Genomic DNA, 12,332 nt, shown 5'->3' on the forward strand with positions numbered 1-12,332 from the left:
TTATCTCTTATGTTTAATTCTGTGTAATTTATATTTTTTATCTTTCTTCTGACGTAAAACAATTCCTGCCAATGGTGACAGCTTCACGGTCATTGTTTTTGTATATCCTCTCCATTCTTCATACTTCTCATCCAGTATTTCAGGCTCTACCCCGCTGCCGCTGTATTTTTCATCATCCGAATTCAAAATCACTTCCCAGTGTGTTCCTGCAGGAATCCCGATTTTATAATCCAGTACTTTCGGAGCCAGATTTAACACCACCATCATAATATCGTCTCTTTTTTTTCCTTTCCTCAGGTAAATGTATACTGAATTTTCAAGATCATCCGCTTCCACCCACTCAAAACCGTTTCTATCAAACTGATTTTCATAAAAGGCAGTTTCTGATCTGTAGAGATGATTCATATCTTTAACAAGCTCCTGCATTCCTTTGTGAACAGGATATTTCAGCAAATGCCAGTCGAGGCTTCTGGTAAAATTCCATTCACTGGTCTGCCCGAATTCGTCCCCCATAAAAAGCAGTTTGGCTCCGGGATGGGTATACATATATACATATAAGGTACGCAGATTGGCAAATTTCTGCCATTCGTCACCTTTCATTTTATAGATAAGACTTGCTTTGCCGTGTACCACTTCATCATGTGACAAAGGCATCATATAATTTTCATTATACATATACATGGAAGCAAATGTCAGCTTATGGTGATGGAATTTCCTGTTCTCAAAGTCTTCTTTAAAATAATCCAGCGTATCATGCATCCAGCCCATCATCCATTTCATACCAAAACCCACGCCACCATCATGGACAGGTTTGGTAAGCATAGGAAAATCTGAACTTTCTTCTGCTATGGTGATGATATTATTTCCAAATTCTTTATAAACAGCAGTGTTGAATTCCTGCAGAAAAGCTTTGGCTTCAAGGTTCACATTCGTTCCATATATATTAGGTTCCCATTCTCCTTCATTTCTTGAATAATCCAAATGGAGCATTGAAGTCACCGCATCTACGCGTAATCCGTCGGCATGATAACGATCCAGCCAGAACATGGCGTTTGAAATCAGAAAAGATTTAACCTCATTTCTCCCATAGTTGAAAATATGTGATTTCCAATCGGGATGAAAGCCTTTTCTCGGATCTTCATGCTCATACAGATAAGTACCATCAAAACGGTGAAGACCATTGGCATCTCCCGGAAAATGAGACGGAACCCAATCCAGAATAACTCCTATTTCATTGTTGTGAAGCTCATCAATCAGAAACATCAAATCCTGCGGCGATCCAAAACGTGAGGTAGCGGCATAAAAACCGGTAATCTGGTATCCCCAGCTGGGCTCATAAGGATATTCCATCACAGGCATGAACTCTACGTGAGTAAAACCCATTTCCCTGATATAAGGCACCAGCTTTTTGGCAATATCCCGGTAATTCAGAAAGCGGTCAGGATAATCCCCGTCTCTTACCCACGAACCCAGATGCAGCTCATACACTGATAAAGGAGCTTCCAGTCTGTTTCTTTCCCAGCGGTGCCCCATCCACTCCTGATCATTCCATTCATACCATGTAGTAGAAACCAGAGAAGCCGCCTGAATATTCTGCTCCCAGCTCAATGCATAGGGATCACTTTTTTCCAGAATTTCACCCCCCTGTGTTTCAATAGCATATTTATATAAGGTACCCCAGGTTAATCCTTCAATAAACCCTTCCCAGATTCCGGATCCGTCCCATCTTGGAAACAGGATATGATCTTTATGATTCCAGTTGTTGAAATTTCCGATCACGGAAACTTTCTTTGCATTAGGTGCCCATACGGAAAAATATACTCCTTTTACGCCATCCTTTTCTGCCGAATGTGCACCAAATTTACCATACAGCTTATAATGCCTACCTTCTTTAAAAAGATACACATCATGATCGGTGAAAAGCGTGTAGGTTTTAACAGAATTCATCAAGATCAGTTTGTATTTATATTTTCCCTGAAACTACGAAAAATACCGGCAACAGCGGTTAATAATTCATCAAATATTTATCAACTGAATTTCGGTTTTCGTCTATCTATCAAATATATCATTTTTTACCTCACATTTTTTATGATTCCAAAACAATCTTTTTATAAATTTAACATCAACATTTATTAAACACATACGATGAGGTTTGAACTTTATACAGAAGAAAAAGACGACAGGCCGGTTTTTATCACCGGAAATTTCAACAGCTGGAACCCTAAAGATTACAGTTTTCAGCTTAAGCAACTTGACCCTGCCAGCTATTTTATAGATATTGAAGATCAGAATCTTCCCGAAGACATTGAATATAAATTTACAAAAGGCGGCTGGGAGAATGTGGAACTGGATCAGTACGGAAACATCACGCCCAACCGGAAAGCGAAAAAAAGCTCTGCCAAAACTTCTGATACTGTAAAAAAATGGAGATTAAACTGGGGACCGTTCAAAGAAGAGTATTTTCCTACTGCAGAAGTTATTTCGGAAAATTTTTATATTCCACAGCTTGACCGTTACCGTAAGGTCTGGGCACTTCTTCCCTATGACTATCATACTACGGATAAACGGTATCCTGTTTTATACCTTCAGGACGCACAGAATCTTTTCAATGAAGGAAGTGGTTTCGGGAATTGGGAAATTGATAAAAAGTTATCCATCCTTGCGGAATATGGACGGGGTGACCTTATTATTATTGCCATAGAACACGGCAGCGAAGAAAGAATCAAAGAATATATTTTTGATAATGATCATGTGGCCAATGGTTCTGAAGGAAAAAAATACATCCGCTTTATTGCAGATACTTTAAAACCTTATGTGGACGAAAATTACAGAACCAAAAAAGACCGCGACAATACAGGAATCGGGGGCAGTTCATTGGGAGCATTGATCAGCATATACAGTGGATTTCTCTATCCTGAAGTGTATTCCAAGCTGCTGATATTCTCTCCTTCCCTTTGGGTAGAACCGAATAATAATTTTCCGATGATGAATTTCAGAGTTCCTTTTAAAACAAAAATTTATCTTTACGGCGGTGGTCAGGAAGGTTCCAAAATGGTCAAGAGAATTCATATTTTTGAAGAATACCTGAAAAGATGGGAAGAAAAAAAGCTTTTTGATTTTGAATTTAAAACCAATATTAACCCTGAAGGCACCCACAATGAATTTTACTGGTCACAGGAGTTTCCACGAGCCATTGAATGGCTGTTCTATGACAATACAGAAAACCCTGTGGAAGTAAAACCACAGCAACAAAGCATTAAAAACTAAACATACAGCCGCGTAGAAATTTTACGCCGATTGAAACAAATGGAAGGCAACGGTTGGATGACTTTAGAAATATAACATCTATTTATGAAATTAATCAATAAAAAAAACAAAAACTACACTCAGATTTTTCAATTATTTACAGAGGAAGAGTGGGCAAAAACAAGCAAAAATTTCAATAAAAACATTTCCACTTTTTTCACAGGGAAAAAGTATGAAGTTTTTGTCAATGCTCATGAAGAAGGAATTACCTATTTTATCGGACTGGGAAAATCTGCCTTGCAAAATTTCGAAATCCAGCAGGTTGCAGCAAAGTTTTCGCAAACCTATAAAGAAAAGCTTCAGGCAGTTCCGACATTGGCATTGGCTGATTTCATCAATGAAAAACAATTTGAGGAATTTGTAAAAGGGCTTCTGGCCGGAACTTACAACTACCCTTTTGATAAAAAACATACTTTCTGGAATACAAAATTTGAATTGCACTTTGAAAATTTAAGCCAGAAAAAACTGGACCATATCAGCCAGAAAACAGAAGCGTTGATTAATGGGCAAACTGCCTGCCAGGACTGGCTCAACAAACCGGCCAATCTGAAAAAACCGGATATATTAAGTGCATACCTGAAGAATCTGGCTAAAAAATATGAACTGAAATATACTGCTTTCAACAGAAAGAAATGTGAAGAGCTCGGATTAGGCGCTTATCTTTCTGTCAATCAGGGAAGCGCTTATGACGCTGCGTTTACGATTCTGGAATATAAAACTACCGTTAAGAATGCCAAAACTTTCGGGCTGGTAGGAAAATGCATATTGTTTGACACCGGAGGTATATCAATAAAAAGCTCTGCCAATCTGCATTATATGAAATCTGACATGGGAGGTGCTACAGCGGTATTGGGAACATTGATCTATGCTGCTGAAATGAAACTTCCGGTGAACATTATTGCTATCCTTCCTATTACTGATAATGCGGTTTCTGAAAAGGCTCTTCTTCCAAGTGACGTCATCACAGCTTATAACGGGAAAACCATTGAAGTTCTTGATACTGACGCGGAAGGCAGATTGATTCTTGCAGACGGATTATCTTATCTTGCTAAAAACTACAAAACAGATTTCCTTATTGATCTGGCTACTTTAACGGGAAGTTCTGTCAGAATGTTCGGAGATACCTGTGCTGCCATGTTCTCTAATAATGAGGAGCTGAAAAGCCATCTGATAAAAACCGGAGATCAAACCAATCAGAGGGTGTGGAATCTGCCTTTATGGGATGTCTGGAAAGACGATATACAGTCTGATGTTGCGGACATGAAAAACATTTCCCTGAAGCCTGTCGGAGACTGTATTATTGCTGCAAAATTTTTAGAGCAATTCATTGAAAGCCATCCTAAATGGGCTCATCTTGATATTGCCGGAGTAGCCTTTGGAACTGTGGGATATGCCAAAGAAAAAGCAGCCACTGGTTTTGGGGTTCAGTTGCTCGCGAATTTAATTGAAAATTATCACTAAAAATTAGTTTTTTACAAAAAAACTCTGTATAATTGATTGGTGAATTTTCAAAACCGCACGATATTACATTTTTTAGTATTAATAAAATAATAAACAAATGCTTTTATTTTTGAAAATTCACTAAATCTTTAAAAACATTATATGGAGAAGAAAACTATCGTATGTATTTCGTGCTATTACAAAGGTTATGATTTTATGGACGAGATGAAGAAGCTCGGCAATAAAGTGATCCTGGTAACCTCTGAAAATCTCAAAGAAAAAAACTGGCCATGGCACGCTATTGATGAGGTATTTTACATGCCTGAGCTTAAACCGTCCGTATGGAATCTGGAGCATCTGATTCAGGGTTTTTCCCACCTGATGAAGACCCGCAAAGTAGACGCTGTAGTGGCTCTGGATGATTATGACGTTGAAAAAGCTGCATTAATCAGAGAAACATTCCGTATTCCGGGAATGGGGCAGACTACACACCGATATTTCCGGGATAAGCTGGCTATGCGGCAGAAAGCAAAAGATTCCGGGATAAGCGTTCCCGAATTTACAGCTGTGTTCAATGATCATGAAGTGGATGCATTTGCGGACCGTGTACCTGCTCCATGGGTATTAAAGCCGCGTTCCGAAGCATCAGCATCGGGCATCAAGAAAATAACCTCCAAAGAGCAGCTTCTTGAAGCTTTGGAAACTCTCGGAGAAGAGCGTCACCTTTTCTTACTGGAAAGTTTTAAACCCGGGGATGTTTACCACGTAGACAGCCTTACTTTTAATAAAAAAATCGTATTCACCTCTGCGTCAAAATATCTGGCCCCTCCCATGCAGGTTTCTCATGAAGGCGGCGTTTTCAGATCTAAAACTTTAGGAAGGTACTCTGAAGAATTTAAAGCATTGGAAGAAATAAATGCCAGAGTCCTTTCCAACTTCGGACTTGTCAACGGAGCCACCCATACAGAATTTATCCGTGGAAGAGAAGACGGAAAATGGTATTTCCTGGAAACCTCCTCAAGAGTCGGCGGCGCCCATATTCCGGATCTGGTAGAAGCATCCAGCAGCATCAATATATGGAGAGAATGGGCCAAAATTGAAGATTCCCTTCTGAGAGGCAATGATTACAGCGTTTCTCCACCCACAGGATATTATTCAGGATTAATTGTAGCCCTGATTAAAGACAAAAAACCGGACTATACCAATTTTGAATGTGAAGAAGTAGTCAAGTTCCTTCCCATAGATTATCATGTCGGGATTGTTTATAAATCCGGAGATGCTTCTGTTGTACAGGACAGACTTGATTCTGCAGCAGAAATAATCCATGCAGATATGCTGAATATTCTTCCTCCCAAAAGCAACAAACTAAGCTCTTAAAAATGTAGCGTAACATTAATATTCAAAATGTTATTGAATTCATAATATACAGCCTACCAGAAGTTCTACGGTAAAACGTAATTTAGAAAAGATAAAACCAAACAACGAAAATGCCTCACATAGAACATACAGACTATTATTCGAACATACTGGGAACCAATCTCAAGGTAGAAGTAACCGGGCATTACGGCTACCCTATCATCATGTTCCCTACTTCCCAGGGACAGTATACCCAGAATCATGATTTTCATCTTAACGGAAGCATCAACTGGTTTATAGAACAGGGAAAAGTAAAGCTTTACAATGTGCAGACCATCGACAGCTGGAGCTTTTATGATGATAAGATATCTCCGCAGCAAAGAATAAGAAACTATGAACGGTATGTACAGTTTCTGATCCAGGAATTCGTGCCTTATATCCAAAAACTCCACAAAACACATCGTGTGGCAGTTGCCGGAGCGAGTTTCGGAGGATATCATGCTGCTAATTTTGCTTTCAGATTTCCGGATGTGGTTTCTCATCTGTTTTGTCTTTCGGGGGCCTTCAGTATAAGGAATTTTATGGACGGCTACTCTGATGATCTGGTATATTTCAACTGCCCAAGGGAGTTTGTCCGGAATGATGAAGCCTGGAAATATAAACATATGCATATCGTACTGAGCACTTCAGATCAGGATATCTGCAAAGATAAAAACGTTGAAATGGCTGAAATCCTCAGGATAAAAGGCATAGACTTCTGGTATGATGAAAGAAAATGGATCGGTCACGACTGGCCTTTGTGGAGAATGGTTTTCCCTACCTTTATTGGAGCCTTTTTCTCTTAAAATAAAGCAATAAAAAGACAAATAGAAAAAACATACACCCACCTTAAAACAAAAATTATGACAAAAAAAGTAGGAATTCTTTTCGGTATGGAAGACACTTTTCCCTGGGCATTTATAGACAAAGTGAATGAACTGGGAGGTGGAGAAATCATAGCTGAACCTGTTATTATAGATAAACTGGAACAGGGGGCAGATTATGGCTATGCAGTGATTATCGACAGAATTTCACAGGACGTTCCCTTTTACAGAGCTTATTTAAAAAATGCTGCGCTTAACGGTACCTATGTGATCAACAATCCGTTCTGGTGGAGCGCTGACGAGAAGTTTTTCAACAATGCCCTGATGTCCAAACTCGGAATTCCACTTCCTAAAACAGTTTTACTCCCGTCGCATGAAAGACCGGATAATACTGCAGAAACTTCGTTCAGAAATCTGAAATTTCCGCATGACTGGGAATACATCTTCAATTACGTAGGATTCCCAGCTTATATGAAGCCACATGACGGTGGAGGCTGGAAAAACGTGTACAGAGTGGAGAATCCCGATGATCTCTGGAACAAATTAGGGGAAACGGAACAGCTGGTCATGATGGTACAGGAGGAAATTATCTTTGATGATTACTACAGAGTATACTGCCTGGGCAGAAAGTATGTTCACATTATGCCTTATGAACCGAGAAATGCACCGCATTTAAGATATGCCACCACCCATAAAACAGAAGGAAAGGAGCTTGAAAAACTCCTGAAAACCATTCATGATTACACCATTACTATGAATGAAGCGCTGGGATATGATTTCAATACGGTAGAATTTGCGGTAAGAGACGGTATTCCTTATGCGATTGATTTCTGTAATCCCGCTCCTGACGCAGACAGAAATTCTGTAGGGGAAGAAAATTTTGCATGGATCATTGAGCATTCGGCAAAGCTGGCTATAGAAAAAGCTAAAGAATATGTTCCGGGAAAACCCAATATTGCCTGGGGAACCTTTGTGAAAGATTCCATTAAATAATATTGAAAAGAATTAAAAAACACAAAATAAATGCATCATCAGTTTACTATTGGAATTGAAGAAGAATATCAGATCATTGATGTAGAAAGCAGAGATCTGGTTTCTCACGTTTCAAAAATCATTGAAGGCGGCAAAGCGGTTTTAAGTGAAAATTTAAAGCACGAAATGCATGAGTCCATGATTGAAATGGAAACGGGAATCTGCCAGAATATTCAGGAGGCCAGAGCTGAATTAACAAATTTAAGACGTCATCTTATCAATATCGCCCATGAACAAGGACTGCGTGTTTCCGGCGGAGGCACCCACCCGTTCTCTCATTGGTCGGAAAATAATATTACCCAGGGAGAGAGATATATTAAAATTGTGGATGATATGGGAGATGTTGCCCGTGAAAACCTTATTTTCGGGCTGCATGTTCATATTGGAATTCCCAACCGGGAAGAAGGGGTAAGAATCCAGAATGTGATGCGTTATTTTCTTCCTCACGTCTATGCACTTTCTACCAATTCACCTTTCTGGATCGGAAGGTATACAGGTTTTAAATCTTACCGTCAGGAAATCTTCGTCAAATTCCCGAGAACTGGTATTCCGAGTTATTTTAACTCTCTGGCAGAATTCGACAGCTATGTAGATCTTCTGGTAAAAACCGGCACCATAGACAATGCCAAGAAAATCTGGTGGGATTTACGGGTGCATCCGTTCTACCCTACGATTGAGTTCAGAATCTGTGACATGCCTCTGAGAATTGACGAAACCGTATGCCTTGCAGCCATTATGCAGAGCTTGGTGGCAAAAATTTATAAGCTTCACCAGCAAAACCTGAGCTTCAGAAGCTACAGAAGGCTGCTGCTGAACGAAAATAAATGGCGGGCTTCTAAAAGCGGTATTGAAGCACATCTGATTGATTTCGGAAAAGAAGAATCGGTTCCCTACCCCCATTTATTGAAAGAGCTTTTAGAATTTATTGATGACGTGGTAGACGATCTGGGATGCCGCAAAGAAGTTGAGTATGCCTGGAAAATCCTTGAAAACGGAACCGGTGCAGACAGACAGCTTCAGATCTTTAAGGAAACAGGTGATCTGACGAAAGTCGTTGATTATATGATCTCTGAAACGGAGTACGGCATAACCCATGGTGAACCTGCTTCATAATATTTTTGGTAACTTTACAAAAAATATGATGTAATGAAAGATATTCGAATTGCTCTGCTGGACATGAACAACAATCATGTGAATCAAGGTTTTAGAAACATTAAAGAGATTTCTGAAACTTTTCAGCAGAACTCTGAAGAAAATGTGGTGATCAAGACATTTGATGTAAGGTATAAAGATGAAATGCCTGAAATCGGAGATTTTGATATTTTTATTTCTTCAGGCGGGCCTGGAAACCCACATCGGGAAGGGCTTGCCTGGGAAGACAGATATGCTGATTTTCTGGATGCTGTTTTCGAGCACAATAAATATCATGAAGATAAAAAGTATCTTTTCCTGATCTGCCATTCATTCCAGTTGGCAAGCATTCACTGGAACCTGGGAAATATCTGCAAAAGAAAGTCGTATTCGTTCGGGGTAATGCCAGTTCATAAAACAGAAGAGGGCAAAGACGAATTTTTATTCAAAAATCTTCAGGATCCTTTTTATGCGGTAGACTCCAGAGCTTACCAGTTTATAGAGCCGGATCATAACCGTTTTGAAGAGCTTGGAATGACAATTATGGCTATTGAAAAATTCCGTCCTCATATTAACCTTGAAAGAGCGGTAATGGCCGTTCGTTTTTCCGAAGAGATATTCGGGACACAGTTTCATCCGGAAGCTAACCCCGAATCTCTGATCGAAAATCTGAAAGATGAAAAAAACAAAGAAGCCATGATCGAAAATTTCGGTATGGAGAAATATCTTGAGACTATGGACAGAATAGATGATGAAGATAAAATTATTCTGACCAGACATCAGATCCTACCGAGATTCCTTCAGTTTGCAAAAAAAAACATTTTGAAGAAAGCTGAAACTTTGGCTTAAATGACTTAAAAGGCTGGAAGCTGGAAGAAGGGGAAGTTATTATCGGTTAAGATTATTGATTATCTTTTATTTATAACTGATACTTTAAATTTCAGAATTGGAAACTTCCCTCTCCCAGCTTCCAGCTTCTTACCATATAACAATCGGGCAGCAATGCTCGATTTTTTTAACATCACAAAGAAAAAAAATATGATTCCAAAATACAGAAAACAGTACAATCAGGAGTTTTCGGATGAAAAATACAGCCAGCTCAAAAATATATTAACAGAAAAAGGCGGTACAGCACCTGCTTTCAGAGTTTCAGAAAGTCCGATTTTTCTGACTAAAGAATTTGAAAGTAAACTCTTAGACGCCAGTGAAAGTATCATCAGCCAGATTAAGGCAATGCCGGAAGAACTGCTTCAGAAAGCTATTCCTGATCACTGCAGGGTTCCTAATGATACCAATCAGCCCCATTTTTTCACCATCGATTTTGGAGTCTGCAAAAGTGAAAACGGAGCCATAGAACCTCAGCTGATAGAACTTCAGGCTTTTCCTTCTTTGTATGCTTTTCAAAAGGTGTATGAGGAAACGTACTGTGAGGTCTACCCTTTTCTTTCAGAGATCAGAAACCCAATGCCTCATGAAACCTTTAAAAGCTATTTAAAGGAACTTATTGTAGGGGATGAAAATCCTGAAAATGTAATCCTGCTTGAAATCTTTCCGGAAAGACAAAAAACGGCCATTGATTTTGCTTTGACCGGGAAACTGCTAGGAATCAAAACCGTATGCCTGACGAAAGTAAAAAAAGAAGGGCGAAAGCTGTATTATAAAAATAATGATAAGCTTACCGAAATCAAAAGAATCTACAACCGTGTTATATTTGACGAACTGGATAATATTCCTGATCTGAAAACAGAATTTGATTTCCGGGAGGAAGTGGATGTCAAGTGGATCACTCACCCGAACTGGTTCTTTAAAATCTCAAAATTCCTGTTGCCTTTACTGAAGCATCAGTTTGTTCCAAAGAGTTACTTCCTGCATGAATTCCCCGAGCATGAAAATCTTGAAAATTTTGTATTAAAACCATTGTTTTCATTCGCGGGAAGCGGAGTTAATTTAAACCCCACCCGGGAAATTACAGACTCTATTCAGGATAAAGAAAACTATATTCTGCAGAGAAAAGTGTATTATGAACCGATTTTTGAAGATATTAACGGAGATTTTTCGAAAGCAGAGATCCGTTTGTTGTATATTTGGCGGGAAAATGATGAGCGCCCTATCCTATTGGAAAATCTTGGAAGAATGACTAAAGCCGCCATGGTGAATGTAGACTTCAATAAAAAAGATGCCATCTGGATCGGAAGCTCCAATGCTTTTTTCGGATAAATAACTTATAAAAACTAATACTACATGGAAGAAAAGCCAACCGCTTTTGCAGAATTTGAAAATCACACCTTAACACGGAGAAGAGATCTATTACCTGTCTGGATTAAAATTTTCTTATGGATCTTTTTAATCGGAGGTGCAGTAGCTGCTGTTTTTTTACTGGCAGGCTCTCTGATGACTCATGTCTCTTTATCGTTGTATGGTATGAATGCCAATCATCCCTATTCAATGACAGGACTTTTGATATGCTTGCTGTTTCTCTTTAAAGGTATTGTAGCCTACGGACTGTGGTTTGAACAAACATGGGCACCAAAGGCAGCAATAGCTGATGCAATCATAGGAATTGCCATTTGTCTCATCATGATGGCCATTATTCCTTTCACTGTTCCAACGATCAGCTTCACTCTAAGATTAGAACTCATTCCGCTTTATTTTTATCTTAAAAAAGTGCAGAGTATCAAAACAACCTGGGAAGCATTATAAAAAACAAAACCTCCGACATTTCGGAGGTTTTATTTTTTTATTCCTGAAAACCTTTTTAATCATAAAATCCCCCAAAAGGAGGATATAAAAAATTAACATGTATGTCGTGTTTTCACAAACTCCGTAAATATACGGTTAGGCTGTAGTAATAACTCTACGGTAAACCGTAATGATTGAATATTAATTGTTTGTATATTAGTTACTTAACAATTAAAAACAATAAATCATGCCTAAAAACGCACAAGGACAAATATTTTGTCTAAATGGGATAAATAATCCTCAACACCAAATGCTAAACAGCAATGACTCTTACGCATTAACAAAAGTTATGAAAAATCAAGACGGAACATTTTTCTTTATGCCAGATAAAGGAATACCTGTTAAAGCTTATGTATGCAAAGAATGTGGTTACACCGAAATTTATTATAATTTAGAATTATCTCCTAATTTTGGAAATGAAGGATAAAGATAATCCCCGCCTAACAGCGGGGATTTTTTTATTTA

Annotated in this window: 11 protein-coding genes; 10 read left to right on the forward strand and 1 reads right to left on the reverse strand. The window is 38.8% G+C overall.

The window, feature by feature from the left end; translation table 11 throughout:
- Window positions 1–1,947: a 1,4-alpha-glucan branching protein GlgB gene (gene glgB, locus ACR1PO_RS00730; RefSeq protein WP_433985471.1), complete on the reverse strand. Its 1,947-nt coding sequence runs from the start codon at window positions 1,945–1,947 to the stop codon at window positions 1–3.
- A 198-nt stretch (window positions 1,948–2,145) separates the two neighbouring features.
- Between glgB and ACR1PO_RS00735 the strand changes: the two genes are divergently transcribed.
- The 10 genes from ACR1PO_RS00735 to ACR1PO_RS00780 all read left to right on the forward strand — a co-directional run bounded on the left by ACR1PO_RS00735 (window position 2,146) and on the right by ACR1PO_RS00780 (window position 12,294).
- Window positions 2,146–3,267 (forward strand): alpha/beta hydrolase-fold protein, encoded by a 1,122-nt coding sequence (locus ACR1PO_RS00735; protein ID WP_433985472.1) that lies wholly within the window; start codon window positions 2,146–2,148, stop codon window positions 3,265–3,267.
- A gap of 84 nt (window positions 3,268–3,351) precedes the next feature.
- A complete protein-coding gene (locus tag ACR1PO_RS00740) occupies window positions 3,352–4,767 on the forward strand; it encodes a M17 family metallopeptidase (protein ID WP_433985473.1) in 1,416 nt (471 codons plus the stop codon).
- Between the two features lie 141 nt (window positions 4,768–4,908).
- A complete protein-coding gene (locus tag ACR1PO_RS00745; protein ID WP_433985474.1) occupies window positions 4,909–6,123 on the forward strand; it encodes an ATP-grasp domain-containing protein in 1,215 nt (404 codons plus the stop codon).
- A gap of 110 nt (window positions 6,124–6,233) precedes the next feature.
- Window positions 6,234–6,947, forward strand: coding sequence for an alpha/beta hydrolase-fold protein (locus ACR1PO_RS00750; protein WP_332386584.1), 714 nt, complete (start codon window positions 6,234–6,236; stop codon window positions 6,945–6,947).
- A 57-nt stretch (window positions 6,948–7,004) separates the two neighbouring features.
- Window positions 7,005–7,958, forward strand: a complete 954-nt coding sequence (locus ACR1PO_RS00755; RefSeq protein WP_433985475.1) for an ATP-grasp domain-containing protein — start codon at window positions 7,005–7,007, stop codon at window positions 7,956–7,958.
- Window positions 7,959–7,988: 30 nt separating this feature from the next.
- Entirely contained in the window at window positions 7,989–9,110 is a 1,122-nt protein-coding gene (locus tag ACR1PO_RS00760; protein ID WP_002979064.1) for a carboxylate-amine ligase, read from the forward strand.
- A gap of 33 nt (window positions 9,111–9,143) precedes the next feature.
- The gene (locus ACR1PO_RS00765; RefSeq protein ID WP_374464134.1) at window positions 9,144–9,977 is read left to right on the forward strand and encodes a type 1 glutamine amidotransferase; all 834 of its coding nucleotides are present in this window, start codon (window positions 9,144–9,146) and stop codon (window positions 9,975–9,977) included.
- A 189-nt stretch (window positions 9,978–10,166) separates the two neighbouring features.
- Complete coding sequence (locus ACR1PO_RS00770; RefSeq protein ID WP_332386582.1) at window positions 10,167–11,345, forward strand: hypothetical protein; 1,179 nt, start codon at window positions 10,167–10,169, stop codon at window positions 11,343–11,345.
- A 24-nt stretch (window positions 11,346–11,369) separates the two neighbouring features.
- Window positions 11,370–11,828 (forward strand): hypothetical protein, encoded by a 459-nt coding sequence (locus tag ACR1PO_RS00775; protein ID WP_433985476.1) that lies wholly within the window; start codon window positions 11,370–11,372, stop codon window positions 11,826–11,828.
- Between the two features lie 226 nt (window positions 11,829–12,054).
- Window positions 12,055–12,294 (forward strand): hypothetical protein, encoded by a 240-nt coding sequence (locus ACR1PO_RS00780; RefSeq protein ID WP_332386580.1) that lies wholly within the window; start codon window positions 12,055–12,057, stop codon window positions 12,292–12,294.
- The last annotated feature ends 38 nt before the right edge of the window (window positions 12,295–12,332 follow it).

The organism is Chryseobacterium amylolyticum (assembly GCF_051011775.1).
Classification (GTDB): Bacteria; Bacteroidota; Bacteroidia; order Flavobacteriales; family Weeksellaceae; genus Chryseobacterium.

What these genes read in the sequence shown, in the direction of transcription:
- glgB (WP_433985471.1), bottom strand. Translation starts at nt 1,947, where the DNA reads ATGAATTCTGTTAAAACCTACACGCTTTTCACCGATCATGATGTGTAT.
- ACR1PO_RS00735 (WP_433985472.1), top strand. Translation starts at nt 2,146, where the DNA reads ATGAGGTTTGAACTTTATACAGAAGAAAAAGACGACAGGCCGGTTTTT.
- ACR1PO_RS00740 (WP_433985473.1), top strand. Translation starts at nt 3,352, where the DNA reads ATGAAATTAATCAATAAAAAAAACAAAAACTACACTCAGATTTTTCAA.
- ACR1PO_RS00745 (WP_433985474.1), top strand. Translation starts at nt 4,909, where the DNA reads ATGGAGAAGAAAACTATCGTATGTATTTCGTGCTATTACAAAGGTTAT.
- ACR1PO_RS00750 (WP_332386584.1), top strand. Translation starts at nt 6,234, where the DNA reads ATGCCTCACATAGAACATACAGACTATTATTCGAACATACTGGGAACC.
- ACR1PO_RS00755 (WP_433985475.1), top strand. Translation starts at nt 7,005, where the DNA reads ATGACAAAAAAAGTAGGAATTCTTTTCGGTATGGAAGACACTTTTCCC.
- ACR1PO_RS00760 (WP_002979064.1), top strand. Translation starts at nt 7,989, where the DNA reads ATGCATCATCAGTTTACTATTGGAATTGAAGAAGAATATCAGATCATT.
- ACR1PO_RS00765 (WP_374464134.1), top strand. Translation starts at nt 9,144, where the DNA reads ATGAAAGATATTCGAATTGCTCTGCTGGACATGAACAACAATCATGTG.
- ACR1PO_RS00770 (WP_332386582.1), top strand. Translation starts at nt 10,167, where the DNA reads ATGATTCCAAAATACAGAAAACAGTACAATCAGGAGTTTTCGGATGAA.
- ACR1PO_RS00775 (WP_433985476.1), top strand. Translation starts at nt 11,370, where the DNA reads ATGGAAGAAAAGCCAACCGCTTTTGCAGAATTTGAAAATCACACCTTA.
- ACR1PO_RS00780 (WP_332386580.1), top strand. Translation starts at nt 12,055, where the DNA reads ATGCCTAAAAACGCACAAGGACAAATATTTTGTCTAAATGGGATAAAT.